The following is a 22947-nucleotide window of genomic DNA, read 5'->3' as shown; positions in this document are numbered from 1 at the left end:
CTTCCCTAACGCCCCTAAAATTTCCTTGCTGGCAGCTTCGGCTCGATGGAGGGCGCGCAAGCGCCAGATACATCTCGCGCCAAAAAGGCACCTCTCCAAGATTCCTCGCTGTACTCCCCAGTAGTTCGGTCAACCATTCTGTAATAAGAATGGTCACTATCGCCCACTTTGACATCTCTTCGTTCGGATATTTTCGTTCTAGTCAAAACATGGACAGTAGGCTCACCAGACCAACGCCAGCCGTCGCCTTCTTGCCAGTATTGAAGCACATCATTATCCCATTTCAGGAAAACCTCTTCTTGAATGGTAATATTACGCCGCTTGTCGTAAGCAATAGTACAACGCAAGACAATTGGTGCCGCCGCGTCTTGCTCCACACTTTTATCGCCGTATGATGGCGCCATAATACGACCACCACCGTCTTGCGCGAATAATGAGCCAGCGAGAGCAAGGAAGACCGCGAGATCAATAACCTTATTCATCATCAATCTCCGAATTTCTCGACAAGAACGAAATCAAGGGCTATCGACCCCTTCCTGGCTGACGGCTGGCACCCAAACTCCGTCGATGGAAACTCCTTTCTCCACACCCAAGAAGCAGGCTGGACACCGCTCTGTGCACTCATCAGAACATGGCCTTGGGCTCTTCGGCCGGCCGGCAGACCCCACGCCGCATTGTCATGGAAGGCCTTCCTTGACTACTGAACACTTCCTCGACTTCACCTGTCGTTCGATCAATCGTCAGGTGTTCGTGAATGGATATCGCCTGCTGCCCCATGCGCTCGAAATTCTGTTCGGTCACGCGGTACGTGTAGGCGCCATGCCCCCTGGACCACCTTCCATCCCTCCAAATCCACAGATTTTTGCCATCCCACTTCATAAGATCCTCTTTCGCCCCGTCCCGGGCTACAAGATGGCTATATTCACAACGGACTACGAAAGCCCCTGATTCCTTGCCATCCTGCGCAAGCACCGGCCCCGCCAGTAACCATGAAAGCATCAGCGCGATCCACAAACTGACTGGCTTCTTCATTAATTTCTCCCAATAGTTCCACCACCAGACAAGAACGGGGCGGGCCGCTTTCCAATGATAGGAGAGCCCGACCCAGTCCTTGCCGCTATCGCTGTCCTGACCCGCATACCGTGCTTTCAGCAATTGCTGAAAGCGTATCTCGTACCCCAGTACCAACTGCCGTCACAACCACCGCCGAGAGGTGAGATGCATTCACGACTGCCCCATTGGATCAACCGTTTCATGCACTGCACATTTTGTCCAAACCACGCTTCACCGCCAACGTAATCACGAACACGAGAATCGGGTTTGCCACGTTTCCTGCAGCCATCAATGCAGTAACGAGGATCGCGACAAAATCCTTGCCGAAGAACGGGGTCAGGTTCACTTACTTCTGAGGTCCACTGATTCTGGAAAGTGAACCTGACAACCTGACCCCATTTTCCCGGCCGCGCGTTTCGATGGAGCGAGCACTCCAAGCTGCTCCAACCCGAGGGTCTTTATCGAAGTCGCGAACACTCGTAACTCCCCTATCGCAAGCCACAAGAACTCTCTCCCGCTCGAAGATCCTGACCGGACAGCCTTCACCCATCAAAACATGCCTGCATTTTGGCTACCCGGTACGGCCCCGGCAGGTGCGTCCAGTCGCCCGGGCTCAACACAGCGTCTGCCATCACCACGGCAAGTCCGTTCTGGTTCAGCCAGCCCTGATCTCTACCTGTTCTTACTGCCCAACAATCCGCCGCTTGCTCGTTCGAGCCGATCTGTGGGATTTGATGGGCGCATTCATGGGCGTAGACGAATATCTGGATCGGTGCAGGCAGGTTGAAGAATCCGGGACTCAAGTGGATTGATCCCGGAAATGCATAGGCAATGTCCGGCAGCTGATGATTGACGAAGGCGGGAACTCCATAGCAGGAAACCTGCACGCCCGCGATCACCGGGCTGACAGGATTCGAGCCGAGGGGTACAACTTGCGCTTGAGCTTGGCCCGAAGAAAACAAAACCAGTAAAACAAGTGCTGATGTCCTCATGGCACTCCTCCCCCATTCGTTTATCAGACGGCGCCAGACCTTACGCTCAGATTCGCCCGCCAAGAATGCACTGACCTAGGGATGCTCTGAACAACTCAACTCCGCGTCATGATCACGGAGGGACGAGCTTGGACTGACTACGCAAGTGATTGATCAGCGAAGAGATTGCTTGGCCATCGGCTGGTTCGGCGCAGGCTGACAAGCTCAAAACGTATTTGTTCAGACCTTCCTTAATTATTGGTCGTACCCGGCACGAAAATAGTCGTCAGTTACAATATCTCATATTCGTGACCCACACCTTCATGTCTTCGGGCTTGCAGGTCATCAGACCCGGATTAATTTCCTGCGAGTCGCCATAACAGCTGGCGCCCCCGACAAAATTCCTCAACGTCCCCTCCGCGTAGGCGTTGTTTGGCCCAGGACAACTGGCGCGGAAGTCGACGTCGATGCAGTGATTCACGTCCGCCCGCGTGCCTATGACAAAAGGACGGTTTCCGCCACCGGGGCAGGTCGTGGCGGACAGTCGAATTCCGTCCATCTGCTGTCCGAGGTACGGATCGGATGACCAATGTTGCGCACCCACCGCAAACGTCAACCCAAGCAACGAAAGAGCAATCAAACGCATATATTTGGCTTTCATTAGCAACCCCTGCACTCAGTGCCATTAATTTATCTTCAAACACAACGGAGAGAAATGAATGAAACGAAGTGAACTAATCCAGTTCAACTCCTCCCGAAAAACAGCGGCCGGATTGAATTGACCCTGCTTTCGCCGCAAATCTAGAATTTCGCTTTTGGCGCTTCAGGCTCAACTGCCTTTCGGCACTCCCCAATTCTCCTTGATGGAGTTCCATCTGGCGTGTTCTGTGCCATCCGCTCTTCCGATACGCCATTTACACGCCACATGCTTATCAAAACGTACTCTCCCGAGACGCGATCTATTCTGCTATCAGTCCAAAGGGTTACGTACTTCTCCGCCCCTCCCGAGTAACTGGCTCTTAATACGAACTTACCCGGGCTGAAATCACAGTGCCATCTACCCGTTGGCCCATCGGCTGGCCCGCCGGCGTGGCTCATATCACACTTGTTGTCCGACCACGAAATCTCCTCGTCGCCCCATTCCTGCCATGAAGGCTGATTAGTATCCGGATGAATTTTAATGAGTCTCGGCTTATTGCTTCCTTCCACTTGGCATGAAAGAACAACAGGCGCCGCTTGTGCATAAATTAGCGACGGAACTGCAAACAGAAGCAACGCGACCTTGTACTTCATTGCGATCCTCGGGCTAAAAGGGACGGAGGGAGCTGAATCCAGGCCAGTGGGGCAGTCCAGTCACCAACCAATTCCCGCGCCCCTCGTTGATCAAACACATCACCTACTCTCCAATTTGCCGGAAGAACGGATCAGATTAACCTGGCCCCGATCTTCATCCGCTCGTCATCATAGAACCTGACCTCGTTTCAAACATCAAAACTGCACTCCTGGAACAACAGGCTCGGCACTCTTCACGCAATAACCAAATTCCGGCGAATGCAGCGTGTATACGCCACGTTCCATGCTGTACTCCGACACCTCGTATATCCCCGTCCTTCTATTTATCTCTTGCTTACCAGTTCCGTACAGTCGGCGATCTTGATTTCGTTCCAAGAACTCACTCTTGTTCATGTAGTAATCCGGCGAAAAATTACAAACGTACCTCCATTTATGCCCGAAAGCAGAATCTTCAACACCACACGAATTCTCGGTCCAACGTTTTTTGTCAGGCATCCATACCTGCCACGATGGGGAATCGCTGTTGCCGCTGATTTTTATCAATGTAGATTTTTCTTCTTTTTCAATCTTGCACTCCAGAATAGCCGAATACTCCTCGGCACTGGCACTTACGGCAGCCACAGCCAGTAGCGCAAGAAGTCCGACCCCGTTGAACTTCTTCATTGCGAGTCTCCCTTAATCTGAAAATCAATCTTCACGGCCGCCACCGGGTGAATTCGACACTGCGTTGCGCACCATTGACGAAGCCGCGATTGCCGGCGGCATCCGCATCCCGCTCCGCCGCCGCATCGCGCGCGGTCTCTTGCCACGCGCAGAACGCGTGGCTGACGGAGCCGCCGCGACGCGCCACCAGCCAGTCCCGGAAGTGCATTTCGTAGCCGGACTTGGCCCCGGACCAGCCGCCGTCCCGGTCATCGCGATGGGCGAACACTTCCGAGTACCAGATGACGCGGCGCTCCAGCTCCTGCGCCTTGCACCAGACCGCCAGCGGCGGCGCATCTCCGGCCGACGCCAAGCCCGCCGCCACCCATAGCGCAGCCACGGCCAGCCACGAGCGGCCGCCGCCCACACAACGTTTGACCATCCCCCTGTTCATGCGCCCCGGCCCTTGCAGCCCGCCTGGATACCGCCCAAGTCTTGCCCGCCAGCGCAATATCCGGATACTCCAATACGGGGCTTGACAACAGGGGGAAAGCCTTGAGCGACGACCTATCCGGGTTGGAGGATCTGCTGGAGCCGCTGTACGCAGCAGTGCTGGATGCGGAGCGATTGGCGGACTTCAGCACGGCGCTGTGTGCGCTCACCGGCAGCCAGGTGGGTGCGGTGATGGCGCACGATGCGGGCCGTGCCGGGGGGCGGCTTGAACTGCTGGTCGGGGCGGATCCGGTGCACATGGCGGCCTACGAGCGCGAGTTCGCATCCGACAACCCTTGGATGCAGCGCGGCCAGCACCTGATGGCGGCAGGCGCCGTCGTGAACAGCGACGATGTCGCGACTCGCACCGAGCTCAAGCGCACGCGCTACTACAACGAATACCTGCGCCTGTACGGAATCGAGCAGTCGGTGGCGCTGTGCGCGCAGGCCGACGCGGAGGGCGTGGTGGTCGCCACGCTGTGCCGGACCGGCGGCGGGGCCTACACCGGGCGCGAGCTGGCGCTGATGCAGCAGGTGGCGCCGCACTGGGCCAACGCCTATGCGATCCAGCGCCGCATGAGCTGGCTGGAACACCAGGTCCGCAGCCTGGAAGAAGCGGTGGAGGCGTCACCGATGGCGATGCTGATGCTGGACGGGCGGCAGCGCGTGGTGCGGATGAACCCCGCTGCCGAGGATCTGCTGGCGCGCGGTGACGTGCTCCGGCTGGAACAGCAGCAGCCGGAAGCCTGCTTCGACCCGGGAGCGCTGCAGCAGGCACTGTACGGAGCGGTGTCGGGCCTGCAGCCCGATGGCTCGGTCGCACGGCGCGCGGGCAAGGTGGTACTGAAGGACGCGACGGGGCACGCGACGCTGGTCGCCAACGTGCATCCACTGACCGCGATCGGCCAACCGAGCGCCGCGGTGCTGTTCCTGGCGCCTGTGGGCACGGATGCCGTGGCGGAGCTTCCGGCCACGCTGCGGCAGTTGTTCGGCTTGACCGCTTCGGAAGCCGCGCTGGCCACGGCGCTGCTGCGGCAGGGCAGCCTGGCAGCTGCGGCGGAGGCCTGCGGCATCGCCGCGTCCACCGCGCAGACGCGGTTGAAGATGGTGTTCGACAAGACCGGGGAGCATGGCCAGCCGGCACTCATGCGCCTGCTGGCCGCGGTAGCCGGAGCCTGCCGCTGAGGTCTGGTCGCGTCGCTCGACTCAGGCGGCGAAGGCCGCCTGGCACCAGGCCATCACCGGGCTCCAGGCGATGCCCAGCACCAGCAGCGCCAGCGCGTTGGCCGCGAACAGCAGCTTCAGCGGGCCGCTGCCGCGCACTTCGATCGCATGGCCTTCCGGCTCGTCGAAGTACATCACCTTGATCACGCGCAGGTAGTAGAACGCGCCCACCACCGCGAACACGATGCCGACGATCGCCAGCCACATCAGGTCGCCGCCGATCGCCGCGCGCAGCACCACCAGCTTCGCCCAGAAACCGAGGAAGGGCGGCACGCCGGCCAGGGAGGCCATGATCACCAGCACCATCGCCGCCATCCACGGGCTGCGCGCGTTGAGGCCCTTGAAGTCCTCGATGCGGTCGGCCTCGAAGCCGCGGTTGGACAGCATCACGATGGCGCCGAAGCCGGCCGCCGACATGATCGCGTAGCTGATCGCGTAGAACATCGCCGCGGCATAGCCCTCGGCGCCGCCGCCGGCGAGGCCGAGCAGCAGGAAGCCAACATGCGACACCGTGGAGTACGCGAGCATGCGCTTGAGGTTGGTCTGCGCGATCGCGAAGACGTTGCCGACCACGAGCGACAGCGCCGCGATCAGGGCCAGCATGACCTGCCACTGGTCCTGAAGCGGGCCGACGCCGGCCTCGAGCAGGCGGTAGGCCATGCCGAACACCGCCAGCTTGGGCGCGGAGCCGATGAACAGCGTCATCGGCGTCGGCGCGCCGTGGTAGGCGTCGGGCAGCCACATGTGGAAGGGCGCGGCGCCGAACTTGAAGCACACGCCCGCCACCAGGAACACGGTGCCGGTCAGCAGCAGGGTGCGGGTGCCGCCTTCGACGGTCGCCGCGGCGTTCGAGATCGTCGCCAGGTCCAGGCTGCCGGTGGCGCCGTACACCAGCGACATGCCGAACAGCAGCAGGCCCGAGGCCAGCGAACCGAGCACGAAGTACTTCATCGCCGCTTCCGAACCCACCGGGTTGTCGCGGTCGATCGCGACCAGGGCGTACTGGCACAGCGCCAGCATCTCGAGGCCGACATAGATCGTGGCCAGGTTCGGCGCCGACACCAGCAGCATCATGCCGGCGGTGGCGAACAGCACCAGCACCGGCAGCTCGCCCTTGTACAGCTCGCGCTCGCGCATGAAGTGCCAGGCATAACCCAGCGACATCGCGGTCACTACCAGGATGAACAGCTTCAGCACGTCGGCCGCGGTGTCGCGCACGAACATGTCGGCCAGGACCATGCCCTGCCCGCCCACGCCGGTGGCGATCATCGCCGCGGCGCCCAGCAGCACCGCAATTGCCAGCGCATGGGTCACCACGCGGCGGCGTTCGTCGAGGAACAGGTCCAGCATCAGCAGCGCGAACGCGCCGATCACCACCACGAGCTCGGGCGCCAGCGGCGCGATGTCGGCCAGCGTACGGACGGGAGGGGTCATGGCTCCAGGCATCATCGCGTCACGTTCCTCAAAGCTTGCTGTTGGCGAGCATGCCCGCCAGCTGCGCGATGGACGGCTCCATCAGGTCGGTCAGGGGCTTGGGCCAGAGGCCGATGATCATGACGCCGGCGGCGAACACGCCCAGCACCAGGGCCTCGCGGCCGTTGATGTCCTTCAGCTCGGCGACGTGCGCGTTGCCGACCTCGCCGTACATCACGCGCTTGACCAGCCACAGGGTGTAGCCCGCGCCCAGGATCAGGGTGATGGCGGCGACGAAGGCGATCAGCGGGTGGCTCTGGAACGCGGCCAGGATGACCATGAATTCGCCGACGAAGCCCGAGGTGCCCGGCAGGCCGGAGTTGGCGAAGGCGAACAGCACGTAGAACGCGGCGAACCACGGCATCACGTTGGCCACGCCGCCGTAGTCGCGGATCATGCGCGTGTGCATGCGGTCGTAGAGCACGCCCACGCAGGTGAACATCGCGCCCGAGATGAAGCCGTGCGAGACCATCTGCACCATCGCGCCCTGCAGGCCCAGGCGGGCCGCCTCCGGGTTGCCGGTGTCGCGCACCAGGGCGAAGGCGATGAAGGTGCCCAGGGTCACGAAGCCCATGTGCGAGACCGAGGAGTAGGCGATCAGCTTCTTCATGTCCTCCTGGACCAGCGCCACCAGGCCCACGTAGACCACCGCGATCAGCGACAGCGCGATCACCAGCCAGGCCCACTCGTGGCCGGCGTCCGGCGTGATCGGCAGGCTGAAGCGCAGGAAGCCGTAGCCACCGATCTTCAGCATGATCGCCGCCAGGATCACCGAGCCGCCGGTGGGCGCCTCGACGTGCGCGTCCGGGAGCCAGGTGTGCACCGGGAACATCGGCACCTTGACCGCGAAGGCGATCAGGAAGGCGAAGAACAGCCACATCTGCTCGGTGGCCGTCAGCGGCAGCGCGTACAGGTCGGGCAGCTGCCAGCTGCCGGACTTCAGGTACAGGTACACCAGGCCGACCAGCATGAACACCGAGCCGAGGAAGGTGTACAGGAAGAACTTCACCGAGGCATAGACGCGGCGCGGGCCGCCCCAGACGCCGATGATGATGAACATCGGGATCAGCATGCCCTCGAAGAACACGTAGAACAGCATCGCGTCCACGGCCGAGAACACGCCGATCATCAGGCCTTCGAGCATCAGCATCGCCGCGAAGTACTGGCTGACGCGCTTGTCGATCGAGGCCCAGGCGCCGATCAGTACCAGCACCGTGACCAGGGTGGTCAGCACGATCAGCGCGACCGAGATGCCGTCCGCGCCCAGGTGGTACTGGATGTCATAGGCCGGGATCCACTCCCGGGCCTCGACGAACTGCATCGTGGCCACCGCCGCCGAGGCGTCGTAGCCGGTGAACAGCGGGATGCTGATGACGAAGACGACCAGCGCGATCGCGAGCGACAGCCAGCGCGCCGCGCTGGCGCGGTTGCCGAGCGCGATCACCGTCGCGCCACCGAGGATCGGCAGCCAGATGAGGATGCTGAGGAGAGGCCAGTTCGACACGTATCGTCTTCCGTCAGGTCCAGTAATGGATGAGCACGGCCAGGAGCACGATCAGGCCGAGGATCATCGCGAATGCATAGTCGTAAAGGCGCCCGGACTGCAGGCGGCGGACGACGCCCGACACCAGGCCGACCAGGCCGGCGCTGCCGTTCACCACCACGCCGTCGATCAGGCCGGTGTCCACCGCCTTCGAGGCCTTGCCCAGCTGCAGGCTGCCGCCCGCCAGGCCGCCGATCCACAGGTCGTCGGCCCAGTACTTCTTCTCCAGCACCTTCACCGGCAGGGCGAAGGTACGGCGCGCCTTCTCGGCAAGCTCCGGACGCCACCAGTACATGACGGTCGCGAGCGCGAAGCCGGCGAAGGTCAGCCAGAAGGCCGGGGTCAGGAAGCCGTGCAGCGCGAACGCGACCGGGCCGTGCCAGAGTTCGGCCGCCACGCGCGCCAGGGTGTCGTTCTCCGGCAGCAGGTCGATCGCGCCGAGGAAGAACGGCATCACCTGCTCATGCCCGCTCCAGTCGGTGCCGAACAGCATGGGGCCGGCGGTGAAGAAGCCGATCGCGATCGACGGGATCGCCAGCAGCACCAGCGGCAGGGTCACCACCCAGGGCGACTCGTGCGGCTCGTGCACGCCATGGTGGCCGTGGTCGTCGTGCGCATCGTGGCCGTGCCCGTGGTCGTCGGCGTGCGCGTCGCGGAAGCGCTCGCGGCCGAAGAAGGTCAGGTACAGCAGGCGGAAGCTGTAGAACGAGGTCACGAAGGCGCCCAGCAGCACGGCCCAGTAGCCGTAGGTACCGACCCAGCCCATGCCCTCGGCGCCGAACTTCGCCGCTTCGATGATGGTGTCCTTGGAGTAGAAGCCGCTGAAGAACGGCGTCGCCACCAGGGCCAGGGTGCCGATCACCATGGTGATGAAGGTCACCGGCATGTACTTGCGCAGCCCGCCCATGCGGCGCATGTCCTGCTCGTGGTGCATGGCGATGATCACCGAGCCCGCGCCCAGGAACAGCAGTGCCTTGAAGAAGGCGTGGGTCATCAGGTGGAACACCGCGGCCGAGTACGCCGACACGCCCAGGGCGACGGTCATGTAGCCCAGCTGCGACAGCGTGGAGTACGCGACCACGCGCTTGATGTCGTTCTGCACGATGCCGATCAGGCCGGTGAAGAAGGCCGTGGTGGCGCCGATGAACAGGATGAACTGCAGCGCGAACTGGCTCAGCTCGAACAGCGGCGACATGCGCGCCACCATGAAGATGCCCGCGGTGACCATGGTCGCGGCGTGGATCAGCGCCGAGATCGGGGTCGGGCCTTCCATCGAGTCGGGCAGCCAGACATGCAGCGGCACCTGCGCCGACTTGCCCATCGCGCCGATGAACAGGCAGATGCAGATCAGGGTGGCGACCGACCAGGCGTGGCCCGGCAGGATCTCGACCACCTGCCCGCCGCCGATGACCGGGCCGGCGTTGGCGAAGACCGTCGCGTAGTCCAGCGTGCCGAACCAGTACGCCACCGCGGCGATGCCCAGCAGCATGCCGAAATCGCCGACCCGGTTGACCAGGAAGGCCTTGAGGTTGGCGAACACCGCGGTCGGCCGCTTGAACCAGAAGCCGATCAGCAGGTACGAGACCACGCCCACCGCTTCCCAGCCGAAGAACAGCTGCAGGAAGTTGTTGGCCATGACCAGGGCCAGCATCGAGAAGGTGAACAGGCTGATGTAGCTGAAGAAGCGCTGGTAGCCCGGATCGTCGGCCATGTAGCCGATGGTGTAGACGTGCACCAGCAGCGAGACGAAGGTCACCACGACCATCATCATCGCGGTCAACCGGTCAACCATGAAGCCGACGCTGACCTCGAAGTCCGCGACCTGGAACCAGGTGTAGACGTTCTCGTTGAACGGCGCGGCACCCTGCACCACCAGCTGCCAGAGCACGAAGCACGACAGCGCGCAGCTCACCGCCACGCCGAGGATGGTGACCGCCTGCGCGCCGACGCGCCCGACCTGGCGGCCGAACAGGCCCGCGACGATCGCGCCGAACAGCGGCGCGAGCACGATCGCGATCAGCATCGCCTTGGAGATAACGATTTCCATGCCAGGCATCCCGTCAGCCCTTCAGCGTGTCGATTTCGGCGACGTTGATCGTCCGCCGGTTGCGGAACAGCGTGACCAGGATCGCCAGGCCGATCGCGGCCTCGGCCGCGGCCACGGTGAGGATGAAGAACACGAAGACCTGCCCCGCCGCGTCGCCGAACTCGCGCGAGAAGGCGACGAAGTTGATGTTCACCGAGAGCAGCATCAGCTCGATGCACATCAGCAGGATGATCACGTTCTTCCGGTTGAGGAAGATGCCGGCGACGCTGATGCAGAACAGCGCGGCGGCCAGCGCGAGGTAGTGGCCCAGCGCGAGGCCCTGTCCGAGGAATTCCATTACTTGCCCTCCCCGTCGGTGGCGGCATCGGCGGCCGGCGCGTCGTCGGCGACGTGCACCGAGGCCGGCATGTCGACCATGCGCAGGCGGTCAGCCGGGCGCGCGCGGACCTGCTCCCCCGGAACCTGGTGCTTGGTGCCGGGACGACGGCGCAGGGTCAGGGTGACCGCGGCGATCACGGCCACGGTCAGGATCACCGCGGCGGCCTCGAACGGCAGCAGGAAGTCGGTGAACAGCCGGCGCGCCAGCCAGACCGTGTTCGGCACGCCCTCGGCCTCGGCCAGATTCGGCGAGAACGGCGTCTCGACGAAGGCCATGATGCCGATCAGCGACAGGAGCTCGACCAGCATCACCACCGCGACCACCAGGCCCACGGGCAGGTAGCGCACGTAGCCCTCGTTGAGCGGCACCAGGTCGATGTCGAGCATCATCACCACGAACAGGAACAGGACCATCACCGCGCCCACGTACACCAGCACCAGGGCCACGCCGAGGAACTCGGCACCGGCGATGATCCAGGTGCAGGCGACGCTGAAGAAGGTCAGCACCAGGAACAGCGCCGAGTGCACCGGGTTGCGCGCCCCGATCACGGCGACCGCCGAGGCCACGGCGACCCCTGCGAATACGAAGAATGCGAGCTGTACGAAGTCCATGGCTTACCTGTATGCGGCGTCGGCGGCGCGGCGCTCGGCGATCTCCGCCTCGAGGCGGTCGCCCAGCGCCAGCAGCTGCGGCTTGGTGACGATGTTCTCGCCGCGGTTCTCGAAGTGGTACTCGTGGATGTGGGTCTCGACGATCGAGTCCACCGGGCACGACTCCTCGCAGAAACCGCAGAAGATGCACTTGAACAGGTCGATCTCGTAGCGCGTGGTGCGGCGGGTGTTGTCGGCGCGCTGCTCGGAATCGATGGTGATCGCCAGCGCCGGGCACACCGCCTCGCACAGCTTGCAGGCGATGCAGCGCTCCTCGCCGTTCGGATAGCGGCGCAGCGCGTGCAGCCCGCGGAAGCGCGGCGACTGCGGGATCTTCTCCATCGGGTACATCATCGTGTACTTCGGGCGCCACAGGTACTTGAACGTCAGCGCCATGCCGCGAAGCATCTCGATCAGCAACAGGCTCCTGGCCCAGGAAACGAACTTGCCCATCACGCACCTGCCTCGAACACGCCGAAGTACGCCATCAGCGCCGTGACCGCGATCCAGGCGATGGACAGCGGAATGAACACCTTCCAGCCCAGGCGCATGATCTGGTCGTAGCGGTAGCGCGGGAACGATGCGCGGAACCAGATGAAGCAGCTGGCGAAGAAGAAGACCTTGGCGAACAGCCACCACCAGCCGTCGCCCAGCAGCACCGAGACCACCGGGATGTCCGGGATCCACGCCGCGGGGATCGGCGACAGCCAGCCGCCCAGGAAGAAGATCGCGGTGAGGAAGCTCACCAGGATCATGTTGGCGTACTCGGCCAGGAAGAACAGCGCGAACACCGAGCCCGAGTACTCGACCATGTGGCCGGCGACGATCTCGCTCTCGCCTTCGACCACGTCGAAGGGCGCGCGGTTGGTCTCGGCCACGCCGGACACGAAGTAGATGACGAACAGCGGCAGCATCGGCACCCAGAACCACTCCAGGAAGCCGGCGTCGCCGGACTGCGCCATCACGATCTCGGACAGGTTCAGGCTGCCGGCGCCGACCATCACGCCGACCAGGGCGAAGCCCATCGCGATCTCGTAGCTGACCACCTGGGCCGCCGAACGCATGGCGCCGAGGAAGGCGTACTTCGAGTTCGAGGCCCAGCCCGCCAGGATCACGCCATAGACGCCCAGCGAGGTCATCGCCAGCAGGTACAGCAGGCCGGCATTGGCGTTGGACAGCACCATCTGCGCGTCGAAGGGCACCACCGCCCAGGCGGCGAAGGCCGGCGCGAGCGTGATCAGCGGTGCCAGGATGTACAGCGCCTTGTGCGCGGCGCTGGGACGGATGACTTCCTTGAACAGCAGCTTGAAGACGTCCGCGAAGGCCTGGAGGATGCCGAAGCCGACGTACATCGGGCCGTGGCGCACGTGCATCCAGCCGATCAGCTTGCGCTCCCAGACCACGTAGAAGGCCACGGAGATGATCACCGGCACCGCGATCGCGAGGATCAGCAGCACCAGCCAGATCACCGTGCCGATCGGCCCCAGCGAGTCGAGCCAGCTGCGGAAGGGTTCCAGCCAGCCGAGGAGCACGGTGGCGGTGTTGTTCGTCGTCGTGCTCATGCGGCCTCCACCCGCACCGTGCCGGCGCCGAGCGCCGCCGTGGCGCCGTAGCCGGATTCGATCAGCGCCGCGCCGCGGGCCACGCCGGGGCTGGTCGCCACCTGCAGGGTCGCGGTGCCGACGCCGTTGGCCACGCGGGCCATGGCGCCTTCGGCCAGGCCGGCCGCGAAGGCATCGTCGGGGTTGAGGGTGATGCGCGGGCCCACGGTCAGCGGGTGCGCCTGCAGCGCCGCGGCGCGGCGGGTGACGCCGTCGACGCGGTAGATCGCCGCCGACACCGCCAGCTCCAGGCCCTCGCCTGCCGCCGCCGGGGCCGCGCCGCGCGCGACTTCGACCTGGCGCGGCGCCACCAGCGCAAGCGCGCCGGCGAAGTCGATGAAATCGAAGCCTTCGATGCCGAGCTGGCCGCCGAGCGCACGCAGCGCCTTCCAGCCCTGGCGCGCCTCGCCCGGCAGCTTGCCGCCGGCCACGGTGCGCTGCTCGCGGCCGTCGAGGTTGGTCAGGCTGGCGTCGATCTCGGGCAGCAGGCCGATCGGCAGGATCACGTCGGCCACGCGACGCGTGGACTGACAGGCGAAGTGGCTGAAGGCCACGACCTGCGCGCCGCCCAGGGCCTGCATCGCCTTCGCCGGGTCGGCGAAGTCCAGGCCCGGCTCGATGCCGTAGATGACGTAGCCCGCGCGCGGCTGGGCCAGCATGGCGCCGGCGTCGCGCGAGGTCGGCAGCACGCCCAGGCGCGCCAGGCCGACCGCGTTCGCGCCCTGCGGCACGCGGCACAGCGCGGCGTTGGCACGGCTGGCGAAATCGGCGGCGGCTGCGCGGATGGCCGCGGCGTGGATGCCGCATTCGGCCACCGCGCCGACGATCACCACCGGACGCGCGGCGCTCTGCAGCGCGTCGGCGAGTTCGGCGGAACCCAGCGCGTCGGCGATCTTCGACGGCGCGACGATGGCCTTGTGGGCGATGTCGAAGGTGAACTCGAAGTCGACCGGGTTGACCACGTGCACCTTTGCACCGGCGCGCCAGGCCTTGCGCACGCGCTGGTGAACCAGCGGCAGCTCGGTGCGCAGGTTGCTGCCGACGATGACGATGGCGTCGGCCTGCTCGATGTCCTCCACCGGCATGCCGAAGGCTTCGGCCACAGCGCCGTCGGAGAGGTCGTGCTGGGCGATGCGGTGGTCGAGATTGCCGGTGCCCAGGCCCTCGGCCAGGCGGGCGATCAGCGCGCCCTCCTCGTTCGGGGTAGCCGGATGCACCAGGATGCCGAGGTCGTCGGCGGCGTTGTCGCGCAGGATCTGCGCGGCCTTCGCCAGCGCCTCGTCCCAGCTCGCCTCGCGCCAGTCACCGTCGTCGCCGTTGCTGGCCACGCGGATGAGCGGGCGCACGGCACGGTCGTCGGCGTACAGGCCCTGGTGCGAATAGCGGTCGCGGTCGGACAGCCAGCACTCGTTGACCGCCTCGTTGTCGCGCGGCACGGTGCGCATCACCTCGCCACGGCGGGAATGCAGGAACAGGTTGCTGCCGAGCGCGTCGTGGTACCCCAGCGACTCCTTCGCGATCAGCTCCCAGGGGCGCGCGCGGAAGCGGAACACCTTGTTGGTCAGCGCGCCCACCGGGCAGACGTCGATCACGTTGCCCGACAGTTCGGTGGTCAGCGGCTTGCCGTCGTAGGTGCCGATCTGCAGGCGCTCGCCGCGCTGCATGCCGCCCAGCTCGTAGGTGCCGGCGATCTCGGCGGTGACGCGGATGCAGCGCGTGCACTGGATGCAGCGCGTCATCTCGGTGGCCACCAGCGGGCCGAGGTCCTCGTCGGCGACGGTGCGCTTGCGCTCGGCGAAGCGGCTGACCGAACGGCCGTAGCCCAGCGACAGGTCCTGCAGCTCGCACTCGCCGCCCTGGTCGCAGACCGGGCAGTCGAGCGGGTGGTTGATCAGCAGGAACTCCATCACGTTGCGCTGCGACTTCAGCGCCTTGTCGCTGCGCGTGGACACGCGCATGCCATCCATGACCGGGGTGGCGCAGGCCGGCGCCGGCTTGCCCATCTTCTCCACCTCGACCAGGCACATGCGGCAGTTGGCCGCGATGGCGAGCTTGTCGTGGTAGCAGAAGCGCGGGATCGGGATGCCGGCCTTGTCGGCGGCCTGGATGATCATCGAGCCCTTGGGCGCGGCCATCTCGACGCCGTCGATGAAGACGGTGACGTGGTCGGGCGGCAGGTTCGGGTTCACGGGCTGCGCGCTCATGCCGCGGCCTCCGCGGGAGCGTCGACGATCGAGCGGCCGTGCTCGATGTAGTACTCGAATTCGTGCCAGAAGTGGCGCAGGAAGCCCTGCACCGGCCACGCGGCGGCCTCGCCGAAGGCGCAGATGGTGTGGCCTTCGATCTGGCCGGCGGAGGCGCGCAGCATCTCGACGTCGGCCATCGTCGCCTTGCCTTCGACCATGCGGGTCAGCATGCGGTACATCCAGCCCGTGCCTTCGCGGCAGGGCGTGCACTGGCCGCAGGATTCCTGGAAATAGAAGCGCGAGATGCGCTGGCAGGCGCGCACCATGCAGGTGCTGTCGTCCATCACGATCACCGCGCCCGAACCCAGGCCCGAGCCCGCCTTCTGCAGGGCGTCGTAATCCATGGTCAGGCCCATCATGGTCTCGCCCGGCAGCACCGGCATCGATGAACCACCGGGGATCACCCCCTTGAGCGTGCGTCCCGGGCGCAGGCCGCCGGCCATCTCCAGCAGCTCGGAGAACGGCGTGCCCAGGCGGATCTCGTAGTTGCCCGGGCGCTGCACGTGGCCGGAGACCGAGAAGATCTTGCAGCCGCCGTTGTTGGGCTTGCCCAGGCCGGCGAACCACTCGGGGCCGTTGCGGATGATCGCCGGCACCGAGGCGTAGGTCTCGGTGTTGTTGATCGTGGTCGGCTTGCCGAACAGGCCGAAGTTGGCCGGGAACGGCGGCTTGTAGCGCGGCTGGCCCTTCTTGCCTTCCAGCGACTCCATCAGCGCGGTTTCTTCGCCGCAGATGTAGGCGCCGGCGCCCAGCGCGTTGTGGATGTCGATGTCCACGCCGCTGCCGAGGATGTCCTTGCCCAGCCAGCCGTGCGCGTAGGCTTCCGCCAGCGCCTCTTCGATATGCTCGAAGGGCTCGTGGTGGAACTCGCCGCGCATGTAGTTGTAGGCCACGGTCGAACCGGTGGCATAGCAGGCGATCGCCAGGCCCTCGAGCACCGCGTGCGGGTTGTAGCGCAGGATGTCGCGATCCTTGGCGGTGCCCGGCTCCGATTCATCGGAGTTGCAGAGGATGTACTTCTGCATGTCGCCCTTGGGCATGAAGCTCCACTTCAGGCCGGTCGGGAAGCCCGCGCCGCCGCGCCCGCGCAGGCCCGACTGCTTGACGATCTCGACGATGTCGGCCGGCGGGATCTTCTCGGTCAGCACCTTGCGCAACGCCTGGTAGCCGCCGGTCTTGAGGTAGTTCTCGTACGACCACGGCTTGTCGAAGTGCAGCGTGGTGTAGACGGCCTGGTGCTCCTTCGGCGCGGGGCCGACGGGGCCGTAGCCTTCGGAGACGTGGGTGTGGTTGTGCGCCATGCCTGCGTCGAGCCTCACTTCAATCCGTCGAGCAGCTCGTCGACCTTCGCGGCGTCGAGCTTCTCGTGGTAATGGCCGTTGATCACGACCACCGGGGCGCCGCAGCACGCGGCCACGCACTCTTCCTCGCGCTTGAGGTAGACGCGGCCGTCGGCCGTGGTCTCGCCCAGCCTGCAGCCGAGCTTCTTCTCGGCGTGCGCGACCAGGTCCTCGGCGCCGTTGAGCCAGCAGCTGATGTTGGTGCAGAAGGCGACGTTGTTGCGGCCGACCTCCTTCGTCTCGAACATCGAATAGAAGGTCGCGACCTCATAGGCCCACACCGGCGGGATGCCAAGGTACTTCGCCACCGCGGCGATCAGCTCGTCGGTCAGGTAGCCGCCGTTCTGCTGCTGGGTCGCGAACAGACCCTGGATCACGGCCGAGCGCTTGCGATCAGGCGGGAACTTGGCCGCCCAGTGGTCGATGTGCGCGCGGGTATCGTCGCTGAGCGCGACCATCGGGTCGACGTTGCGCGCGTTCTCGAAGTTGCCGGTCGCTTTCATCGGTCCACTTCTCCGAAGACGAGGTCATAGGTGCCGACCATCGCCACGACGTCGGACAGCATGTGCCCCTTCACCACCGTGTCCATCGACGACAGGTGCGCGAAGCCGGGCGCGCGCAGGTGCACGCGGAAGGGCTTGTTGGCGCCGTCGCTGACCAGGTAGCAGCCGAACTCGCCCTTGGGCGCTTCGACGGCCTGGTAGGTCTGCCCGGCGGGCACGCAATAGCCCTCCGAGAACAGCTTGAAGTGGTGGATCAGGGCTTCCATGTCGTCCTTCATCTCCTCGCGGGAGGGAGGGGCGACCTTGAAGTTGTCGACCATCACCAGGCCGGGGTTGGCGCGCAGCCACTCCACGCACTGGGCGATGATCCGGTTGGATTCGCGCATCTCCGCGACGCGGACCAGGTAGCGGTCGTAGCAGTCGCCGTTGACGCCGACCGGCACCTTGAAGTCGACCGCGTCGTACTTCGCGTAGGGCTGCTTGCGACGCAGGTCCCATTCGATGCCCGAGCCGCGCAGCATCACGCCCGACATGCCCCAGGCCAGGGCCTGCTCCGGCGGGATCACGCCCACGCCGACGGTGCGCTGCTTCCAGATGCGGTTGTCGGTGAGCAGGGTCTCGTACTCGTCGACGCGCGCCGGGAAGTCCTTGGTGAAGGCCTCCAGGAAGTCGAGCATCGAGCCTTCGCGCCACTCGTTGAAGCGCTTGAGCTTGCCGCCCTTGCGCCAGGGCGACTCGCGGTACTGCGGCATCCGGTCCGGCAGGTCGCGGTAGACGCCGCCCGGGCGGTAGTAGGTCGCGTGCATGCGCGCGCCGCTGACCGCCTCGTAGACGTCCATCAGCTCCTCGCGCTCGCGGAAGGAGTACAGCATCACCGCCATCGCGCCGAGGTCGAGCCCGTTGGAGCCGATCCACATCAGGTGGTTCAGGATCCGGGTGATCTCGTCGAACATGGTGCGGATGTACTGCGCGCGCTCGGGCGCCTCGATGCCCAGCAGGGCCTCGATCGCGCGCACGTAGGCGTGCTCGTTGCACATCATCGACACGTAGTCCAGGCGATCCATGTAGCCGATCGACTGGTTGAAGGGCTTGGACTCGGCCAGCTTCTCGGTGCCGCGGTGGAGCAGGCCCACGTGCGGGTCGGCGCGCTGCACGACCTCGCCGTCCATCTCCAGGATCAGGCGCAGCACACCGTGCGCGGCCGGATGCTGGGGACCGAAGTTCAGGGTGTAGTTGCGGATTTCCTGGCGGGCTTCGGCCGGATTGCTGGCCAGCAGCTCGCTGGGGGGAACGATGCTCACTTGCTGTCTCCTGCGGCGGCCTGGCCGCGCACCCCGCCGACCTTGAGGTCGCGGGACTCACCCTGCGCGGTCGCGTAGCGGGCGTCGTCGCGGATCACGCGCGGCACCAGCACGCGCGGCTCGACCGAAGTGACCGGCTCGTAGACCACGCGCTGCTTCTCCGCGTCGTAGCGCACTTCGACGTTGCCGATCAGCGGGAAGTCCTTGCGGAACGGATGGCCGATGAAGCCGTAGTCGGTGAGGATGCGGCGCAGGTCCGGGTGGCCCGGGAACACGATGCCGAACAGGTCGAAGGCCTCGCGCTCGAACCAGTTCACGCCCGGCCAGACCTCGCACAGCGAATCGACCACCGGCAGTGCGTCGTCGGGCGCGAAGCAGGTCACGCGCAGGCGGCGGTTGTTGGCCACCGAGAGCAGTTGCACCACCACCGAAAAGCGGTTCTCGGGCAGCGGGATCGCGCCCTCGCCGTCGGGCTGCTCCAACTGCCGGGTGAAGGACTCGCCGTAGCGGAAGCGGCCCGGCCCCCTGCCCTCGACGCCGCGGCTGAAGCCTTCGGAAGACACGTTCGTGTCCCACTCATCGCTGCCGTAGCCGAGGTGGTCCACGCCGCAGAGATCGGCCAGGACCTCGAAACCGAATTCGTCGCGCAGCGCGCGGCAGGATTCGCGCCATTCCGACGCGGCCAGCACGATGCCGACCTCGCCACGCGGCAGCGTGACGTCGACGAAGGCCTGCGGGAATCGCGCGCGCAGGCGCGCGGCGAACGCGGTCGCGGACTCAGACATTGCGCTGCCCCGTCTTCTCGTCGCCGAAGTTGCTGCCGCGGCGGATCTTGCGCTGCAGCTGCAGGATGCCGTGCACCAGGGCTTCGGCCGTCGGCGGGCAGCCAGGCACGTAGACATCGACCGGCACCACGCGGTCGCAGCCGCGCACCACCGAATACGAGTAGTGGTAGTAGCCGCCGCCATTCGCGCAGCTGCCCATCGAGATCACCCACTTCGGGTTGGGCATCTGGTCGTAGACCTTGCGCAGCGCCGGGGCCATCTTGTTGACCAGGGTGCCGGCCACGATCATCACGTCGGACTGGCGCGGCGAGGGACGGAACACCACGCCGTAGCGGTCGAGGTCCATGCGCGCGGCGCCGGCGTGCATCATCTCCACCGCGCAGCAGGCCAGGCCGAAGGTGACCGGCCACATCGAACCGGTGCGCGCCCAGTTGAGGAGGATGTCCGAACTGGTGGTGACGAAACCCTGGTCAAGCACAGGATTCTCGCCCTCGGGGCGCAGGATGTCGTCGACGCGACCTTCCGACAGCGGGTTGCTCGCGGCATCCGCGAGGCTGCGGACCGCCTGGATCACTCCCATTCGAGCGCTCCCTTCTTCCACACGTAAATGAAGCCGATCAGCAGCATGCCGACGAAGATGCCCATCTCGATCAGGCCGAGCACGCCGAGTTCGCGGAACACGGTGGCCCAGGGCACGATGAAGATGATTTCCAGGTCGAAGACGATGAACTGGATGGCGATGAGGTAATAGCGGATGTCGAACTGCATCCGCGAATCCTCGAACGGGGCGAAGCCGCATTCGTAGGCGGAGAGCTTCTCGGCGGTCGGGAACTTCGGCCCGATGAGGTTGCCTATGACGATCAGGGCAACGCCGATACCGGTGGCCACGAAAAGAAACAACAGGGTCGGCAGGTATTCGGCCAGCACGGTGTTCTCTCGGCTACGGGCCGCTTTCGCGGCCCTTTGCTAGCTGGTGCCGGGCGGGACCGTTTCCGGCCCGCCCGACGCTTTGTATGGTGCCCAAGGGGGGACTCGAACCCCCACGACCTAAGCCGCTACCACCTCAAGGTAGTGCGTCTACCAATTCCGCCACCTGGGCAAGTTTTCTTCTTCCTGCCCCGTACCGTGGTACGGAGCCGCGATATTGTAATCGCTATCAGTCGCCCTGCGGGACTTCCTGCCCCGTTTCCCCCTGTGCGGGGGACGTTGCGGCGGGCGGCTGGTCCTCCGGCACCGCGGGAACCATCGGCTCCGCCACCGCGGGCGCGGCCTCCGGTGCCGCAGGCACCTCGCCGGATGCGGCCGGAGCCGCCGGAACCTCGGACATCAGGCCCAGGTCGGCCTCGACCGGACCCGTCTGGCGCGCCATGTTCGTGGCCTGCCACGCCATGAACAGCGTCAGCGCGAAGAAGGCGACGGCAAGCCACTTGGTGGACTTGGTCAGGAAGTTGGACGCGCCGCGCGCACCGAACACCGTGGCCGAAGCGCCGCCGCCGAAGCCGGAGCCGGCCTGGGCGCCCGCGCCGCGCTGCATCAGGATCAGCGCGATCATCGCGATGGCGATGAGTACGAAGGCAATGTTGAGGATGAGCTGCAGCATAGGTCCAGGATTCTCTTGTGCCCGGCGGTCAGCGGACCGCCGCGGCCACGATGGCCATGAAGTCCGCGGCCACCAGCGATGCACCGCCGATGAGGCCTCCGTCGACGTCGGGCTGCGCGAACAGCTCGGCGGCATTGGCGGGCTTCACGCTGCCGCCATAGAGGATCGGCAGTGAATTTCCAATCTTAGCATCCCTCGAAGCGACCTCGCTACGGATGAAGGCGTGGACGTCCTGGGCCTGCTGCGGGCTGGCGGTCAGGCCGGTGCCGATCGCCCAGACCGGCTCGTAGGCCACCACGGCGTTCGCGAAGCCCTCGGGGCCCACGAGGTCCAGCACCGGGCGCAGTTGGGCGGCGATCACGGCCTCGGTCGTGCCGGCCTCGCGCTCGTCCTTCGACTCGCCCACGCACAGGATCGGGCGCAGCCCGGCGGCCAGGGCCGCCGCGAACTTGCGCGCGACCAGGTCGCTGTCCTCTGCGTGGTACTGGCGGCGCTCGGAGTGGCCGACCAGGGCGAAGGCGGCGCCGGCATCGACCAGCATCGCCGCCGAGATCTCGCCGGTGAAGGCGCCCTCGGCGTGCTCGCTCACGTCCTGGCCACCGAAGCCGATGCCGCGGTCGCCCCAGGCACCCGCCAGCCCGGCCAGCAGGGTGGCCGGCGGCAGCACCACCACGTCCACGCCCTCGGCCGGCAGGCCCGCGGCCACGTCCGGCAGCAGGCCTTCGGCGAAACCACGGCTGCCGTTGAGCTTCCAGTTGCCGGCGACGATGCGCTTGCGCATTTCCTGACCTCGGGGTTGGCGGGGAGCGGGGATTCTAGGCCAACTTGATCTCACGCAGGCGCTCTTCCAGGTAGCCCTGGGCGGTGATCGGCTCGGGATAGCGGCTGGGGTTGTCCGCGGTCACGCAGGACGGCAGCACGTCGATCAGGAAGTCCGGGTTCGGGTGCAGGAAGAACGGCACCGAGTAGCGCGGCTGCCGCGCCAGATCGCCCGGGGGATTGACCACGCGATGGATCGTCGAGGGATACACGTGGTTGGTCAGGCGCTGCAGCATGTCGCCGATGTTGACCACGATGGTGTCCTCGTCCGAGGTGAAGGGCACCCATTCGCCGTCGTGCGCCAGCACCTCCAGGCCCGCGGCGCTGGCGCCGACCAGGAGCGTGATCAGGTTGATGTCGCCGTGGGCGCCGGCGCGCACGTTGGGGATGTCGTCGGCGGTGATCGGCGGGTAGTGGATCGGACGCAGGATCGAGTTGCCGAAGTCGGCCTTGTCGGCGAAGTAGTCCTCGGGCAGGTCGATGTGCAGCGCCAGCGCGCGCAGCACCTGCGAGCCCAGCTCGTCGAGCGCCTGGTACAGGGCGTAGCCCTTCTCCCGGAACCCCGGCACCTCGTCGGGCCAGAGGTTGGGCGGCATCACGTCGCGGTAGCCGGAGTCGTCCGGGATCTCGCGGCCGATGTGCCAGAACTCCTTGAGGTCGAAGTGCTTGGAATCCTTCGCGGTCTCGACGCCGAAGGGCGTGTAGCCGCGGGCACCGCCGCCGCCGGGTACGTGGTAGTTCTTCTTGGTCTCCTCCGGCAGCGCGAAGAAGTCCTTGAAGACCCCGTAGGCCTCGTCGATCAGGGACTGCGGGATGCCGTGGTTGCGGATGCCGGCGAAGCCCCACTCGCGATAGGCCGCGCCGAGCTCGTCGACGAAGGCCTGCCGGTCTGCAGGGCTCTCGGGATGGGTGAAGCGGCGGATGTCGAGGGTCGGGATTCGCGGGGCCATGGCTCACTCGTGGGCGCGCTGCCCCTGGCTGGGGC

Annotated in this window: 26 protein-coding genes and 1 tRNA gene; 1 reads left to right on the top strand and 26 read right to left on the bottom strand. The window is 65.6% G+C overall.

Translation table 11 applies throughout. The annotated features are described in order from the left end of the window. Nucleotides 1-14: 14 nt before the first annotated feature. From E2170_RS13285 to E2170_RS13255, 8 genes are all read right to left on the bottom strand, one after another. On the bottom strand, nucleotides 15-485 hold the full coding sequence (locus tag E2170_RS13285; RefSeq protein ID WP_133001082.1) for a hypothetical protein: 471 nt from the start codon (nucleotides 483-485) through the stop codon (nucleotides 15-17). 139 nt (nucleotides 486-624) lie between these two features. Further along, nucleotides 625-1032 carry a hypothetical protein gene (locus E2170_RS13280; RefSeq protein ID WP_133001081.1) on the bottom strand — a complete coding sequence of 136 codons (408 nt, stop codon included), beginning with the start codon at nucleotides 1030-1032 and terminating at the stop codon, nucleotides 625-627. A 220-nt stretch (nucleotides 1033-1252) separates the two neighbouring features. Beyond that, nucleotides 1253-1399, bottom strand: coding sequence for a hypothetical protein (locus E2170_RS13855; protein ID WP_165942238.1), 147 nt, complete (start codon nucleotides 1397-1399; stop codon nucleotides 1253-1255). A 196-nt stretch (nucleotides 1400-1595) separates the two neighbouring features. After that, the gene (locus E2170_RS13275) at nucleotides 1596-2045 is read right to left on the bottom strand and encodes a hypothetical protein (protein ID WP_133001080.1); all 450 of its coding nucleotides are present in this window, start codon (nucleotides 2043-2045) and stop codon (nucleotides 1596-1598) included. A 265-nt stretch (nucleotides 2046-2310) separates the two neighbouring features. Beyond that, on the bottom strand, nucleotides 2311-2685 hold the full coding sequence (locus E2170_RS13270; RefSeq protein ID WP_133001079.1) for a hypothetical protein: 375 nt from the start codon (nucleotides 2683-2685) through the stop codon (nucleotides 2311-2313). Between the two features lie 140 nt (nucleotides 2686-2825). Next, nucleotides 2826-3317 carry a hypothetical protein gene (locus tag E2170_RS13265; protein WP_133001078.1) on the bottom strand — a complete coding sequence of 164 codons (492 nt, stop codon included), beginning with the start codon at nucleotides 3315-3317 and terminating at the stop codon, nucleotides 2826-2828. 195 nt (nucleotides 3318-3512) lie between these two features. After that, complete coding sequence (locus tag E2170_RS13260; RefSeq protein ID WP_133001077.1) at nucleotides 3513-3980, bottom strand: hypothetical protein; 468 nt, start codon at nucleotides 3978-3980, stop codon at nucleotides 3513-3515. 31 nt (nucleotides 3981-4011) lie between these two features. Then, the gene (locus E2170_RS13255; RefSeq protein WP_133001076.1) at nucleotides 4012-4413 is read right to left on the bottom strand and encodes a hypothetical protein; all 402 of its coding nucleotides are present in this window, start codon (nucleotides 4411-4413) and stop codon (nucleotides 4012-4014) included. Nucleotides 4414-4514: 101 nt separating this feature from the next. Here E2170_RS13255 and E2170_RS13250 point away from each other — a divergent pair, with 101 nt between their 5' ends. Then, nucleotides 4515-5636: a PAS domain-containing protein gene (locus tag E2170_RS13250; protein WP_133001075.1), complete on the top strand. Its 1122-nt coding sequence runs from the start codon at nucleotides 4515-4517 to the stop codon at nucleotides 5634-5636. Between the two features lie 21 nt (nucleotides 5637-5657). Here the strand turns inward: E2170_RS13250 and nuoN are convergent, their stop codons facing one another. The 18 genes from nuoN to E2170_RS13160 form a co-directional block, all read right to left on the bottom strand. Next, nucleotides 5658-7109, bottom strand: a complete 1452-nt coding sequence (gene nuoN, locus E2170_RS13245) for an NADH-quinone oxidoreductase subunit NuoN (protein ID WP_243708170.1) — start codon at nucleotides 7107-7109, stop codon at nucleotides 5658-5660. Nucleotides 7110-7137: 28 nt separating this feature from the next. After that, entirely contained in the window at nucleotides 7138-8652 is a 1515-nt protein-coding gene (locus E2170_RS13240; RefSeq protein ID WP_133001073.1) for an NADH-quinone oxidoreductase subunit M, read from the bottom strand. Between the two features lie 13 nt (nucleotides 8653-8665). After that, entirely contained in the window at nucleotides 8666-10738 is a 2073-nt protein-coding gene (gene nuoL, locus E2170_RS13235; protein ID WP_133001072.1) for an NADH-quinone oxidoreductase subunit L, read from the bottom strand. A 13-nt stretch (nucleotides 10739-10751) separates the two neighbouring features. After that, a complete protein-coding gene (nuoK, locus tag E2170_RS13230; protein WP_133001071.1) occupies nucleotides 10752-11075 on the bottom strand; it encodes an NADH-quinone oxidoreductase subunit NuoK in 324 nt (107 codons plus the stop codon). Beyond that, nucleotides 11075-11728: an NADH-quinone oxidoreductase subunit J gene (locus tag E2170_RS13225; protein WP_133001070.1), complete on the bottom strand. Its 654-nt coding sequence runs from the start codon at nucleotides 11726-11728 to the stop codon at nucleotides 11075-11077. Before E2170_RS13225 ends, nuoK begins: the two co-directional genes overlap by 1 nt. Nucleotides 11729-11731: 3 nt before the next feature. Then, nucleotides 11732-12220, bottom strand: coding sequence for an NADH-quinone oxidoreductase subunit NuoI (nuoI, locus tag E2170_RS13220; RefSeq protein WP_133001069.1), 489 nt, complete (start codon nucleotides 12218-12220; stop codon nucleotides 11732-11734). Then, nucleotides 12220-13329: an NADH-quinone oxidoreductase subunit NuoH gene (nuoH, locus tag E2170_RS13215; RefSeq protein WP_133001068.1), complete on the bottom strand. Its 1110-nt coding sequence runs from the start codon at nucleotides 13327-13329 to the stop codon at nucleotides 12220-12222. The genes nuoI and nuoH overlap by 1 nt, the downstream gene beginning before the upstream one ends. Then, nucleotides 13326-15572 carry an NADH-quinone oxidoreductase subunit NuoG gene (gene nuoG / locus E2170_RS13210; protein WP_133001067.1) on the bottom strand — a complete coding sequence of 749 codons (2247 nt, stop codon included), beginning with the start codon at nucleotides 15570-15572 and terminating at the stop codon, nucleotides 13326-13328. The genes nuoH and nuoG overlap by 4 nt, the downstream gene beginning before the upstream one ends. Continuing rightward, nucleotides 15569-16915, bottom strand: a complete 1347-nt coding sequence (nuoF, locus tag E2170_RS13205) for an NADH-quinone oxidoreductase subunit NuoF (protein WP_133001214.1) — start codon at nucleotides 16913-16915, stop codon at nucleotides 15569-15571. Before nuoF ends, nuoG begins: the two co-directional genes overlap by 4 nt. Before the next feature lie 14 nt (nucleotides 16916-16929). Continuing rightward, complete coding sequence (gene nuoE / locus E2170_RS13200) at nucleotides 16930-17457, bottom strand: NADH-quinone oxidoreductase subunit NuoE (RefSeq protein ID WP_133001066.1); 528 nt, start codon at nucleotides 17455-17457, stop codon at nucleotides 16930-16932. Then, nucleotides 17454-18758: an NADH-quinone oxidoreductase subunit D gene (locus tag E2170_RS13195; RefSeq protein WP_133001065.1), complete on the bottom strand. Its 1305-nt coding sequence runs from the start codon at nucleotides 18756-18758 to the stop codon at nucleotides 17454-17456. Before E2170_RS13195 ends, nuoE begins: the two co-directional genes overlap by 4 nt. Continuing rightward, nucleotides 18755-19543, bottom strand: a complete 789-nt coding sequence (locus tag E2170_RS13190; RefSeq protein WP_133001064.1) for an NADH-quinone oxidoreductase subunit C — start codon at nucleotides 19541-19543, stop codon at nucleotides 18755-18757. Before E2170_RS13190 ends, E2170_RS13195 begins: the two co-directional genes overlap by 4 nt. Next, nucleotides 19536-20123, bottom strand: a complete 588-nt coding sequence (locus E2170_RS13185; protein ID WP_133001063.1) for a NuoB/complex I 20 kDa subunit family protein — start codon at nucleotides 20121-20123, stop codon at nucleotides 19536-19538. The genes E2170_RS13190 and E2170_RS13185 overlap by 8 nt, the downstream gene beginning before the upstream one ends. After that, on the bottom strand, nucleotides 20114-20470 hold the full coding sequence (locus E2170_RS13180) for an NADH-quinone oxidoreductase subunit A (RefSeq protein WP_133001062.1): 357 nt from the start codon (nucleotides 20468-20470) through the stop codon (nucleotides 20114-20116). Before E2170_RS13180 ends, E2170_RS13185 begins: the two co-directional genes overlap by 10 nt. A gap of 87 nt (nucleotides 20471-20557) precedes the next feature. Further along, a tRNA-Leu gene (locus E2170_RS13175) sits at nucleotides 20558-20642 on the bottom strand. A 57-nt stretch (nucleotides 20643-20699) separates the two neighbouring features. Further along, nucleotides 20700-21143 (bottom strand): preprotein translocase subunit SecG, encoded by a 444-nt coding sequence (secG, locus tag E2170_RS13170; RefSeq protein WP_133001061.1) that lies wholly within the window; start codon nucleotides 21141-21143, stop codon nucleotides 20700-20702. A 28-nt stretch (nucleotides 21144-21171) separates the two neighbouring features. Beyond that, complete coding sequence (gene tpiA / locus E2170_RS13165) at nucleotides 21172-21924, bottom strand: triose-phosphate isomerase (protein WP_133001060.1); 753 nt, start codon at nucleotides 21922-21924, stop codon at nucleotides 21172-21174. Between the two features lie 34 nt (nucleotides 21925-21958). After that, nucleotides 21959-22912: an isopenicillin N synthase family dioxygenase gene (locus tag E2170_RS13160; protein ID WP_133001059.1), complete on the bottom strand. Its 954-nt coding sequence runs from the start codon at nucleotides 22910-22912 to the stop codon at nucleotides 21959-21961. Nucleotides 22913-22947 lie beyond the last annotated feature (35 nt).

It is taken from the genome of Luteimonas arsenica (genome assembly GCF_004352825.1).
Classification (GTDB): domain Bacteria; phylum Pseudomonadota; class Gammaproteobacteria; order Xanthomonadales; family Xanthomonadaceae; genus Luteimonas; species Luteimonas arsenica.
This window is presented reverse-complemented; position numbering and strand designations above follow the sequence as displayed.

Excerpts from the sequence above, each read along its gene's own strand:
- E2170_RS13265 (WP_133001078.1), bottom strand. The coding sequence starts at position 3,317 with ATGAAGTACAAGGTCGCGTTGCTTCTGTTTGCAGTTCCGTCGCTAATT.
- E2170_RS13260 (WP_133001077.1), bottom strand. The coding sequence starts at position 3,980 with ATGAAGAAGTTCAACGGGGTCGGACTTCTTGCGCTACTGGCTGTGGCT.
- E2170_RS13255 (WP_133001076.1), bottom strand. The coding sequence starts at position 4,413 with ATGAACAGGGGGATGGTCAAACGTTGTGTGGGCGGCGGCCGCTCGTGG.
- E2170_RS13280 (WP_133001081.1), bottom strand. The coding sequence starts at position 1,032 with ATGAAGAAGCCAGTCAGTTTGTGGATCGCGCTGATGCTTTCATGGTTA.
- nuoG (WP_133001067.1), bottom strand. The coding sequence starts at position 15,572 with ATGAGCGCGCAGCCCGTGAACCCGAACCTGCCGCCCGACCACGTCACC.
- tpiA (WP_133001060.1), bottom strand. The coding sequence starts at position 21,924 with ATGCGCAAGCGCATCGTCGCCGGCAACTGGAAGCTCAACGGCAGCCGT.
- nuoN (WP_243708170.1), bottom strand. The coding sequence starts at position 7,109 with ATGACCCCTCCCGTCCGTACGCTGGCCGACATCGCGCCGCTGGCGCCC.
- E2170_RS13285 (WP_133001082.1), bottom strand. The coding sequence starts at position 485 with ATGATGAATAAGGTTATTGATCTCGCGGTCTTCCTTGCTCTCGCTGGC.
- nuoF (WP_133001214.1), bottom strand. The coding sequence starts at position 16,915 with ATGGCGCACAACCACACCCACGTCTCCGAAGGCTACGGCCCCGTCGGC.
- E2170_RS13275 (WP_133001080.1), bottom strand. The coding sequence starts at position 2,045 with ATGAGGACATCAGCACTTGTTTTACTGGTTTTGTTTTCTTCGGGCCAA.
- nuoL (WP_133001072.1), bottom strand. The coding sequence starts at position 10,738 with ATGGAAATCGTTATCTCCAAGGCGATGCTGATCGCGATCGTGCTCGCG.
- nuoH (WP_133001068.1), bottom strand. The coding sequence starts at position 13,329 with ATGAGCACGACGACGAACAACACCGCCACCGTGCTCCTCGGCTGGCTG.
- secG (WP_133001061.1), bottom strand. The coding sequence starts at position 21,143 with ATGCTGCAGCTCATCCTCAACATTGCCTTCGTACTCATCGCCATCGCG.
- E2170_RS13190 (WP_133001064.1), bottom strand. The coding sequence starts at position 19,543 with ATGTCTGAGTCCGCGACCGCGTTCGCCGCGCGCCTGCGCGCGCGATTC.
- E2170_RS13160 (WP_133001059.1), bottom strand. The coding sequence starts at position 22,912 with ATGGCCCCGCGAATCCCGACCCTCGACATCCGCCGCTTCACCCATCCC.
- E2170_RS13270 (WP_133001079.1), bottom strand. The coding sequence starts at position 2,685 with ATGAAAGCCAAATATATGCGTTTGATTGCTCTTTCGTTGCTTGGGTTG.
- E2170_RS13225 (WP_133001070.1), bottom strand. The coding sequence starts at position 11,728 with ATGGACTTCGTACAGCTCGCATTCTTCGTATTCGCAGGGGTCGCCGTG.
- nuoK (WP_133001071.1), bottom strand. The coding sequence starts at position 11,075 with ATGGAATTCCTCGGACAGGGCCTCGCGCTGGGCCACTACCTCGCGCTG.
- nuoE (WP_133001066.1), bottom strand. The coding sequence starts at position 17,457 with ATGAAAGCGACCGGCAACTTCGAGAACGCGCGCAACGTCGACCCGATG.
- E2170_RS13185 (WP_133001063.1), bottom strand. The coding sequence starts at position 20,123 with ATGGGAGTGATCCAGGCGGTCCGCAGCCTCGCGGATGCCGCGAGCAAC.
- nuoI (WP_133001069.1), bottom strand. The coding sequence starts at position 12,220 with ATGGGCAAGTTCGTTTCCTGGGCCAGGAGCCTGTTGCTGATCGAGATG.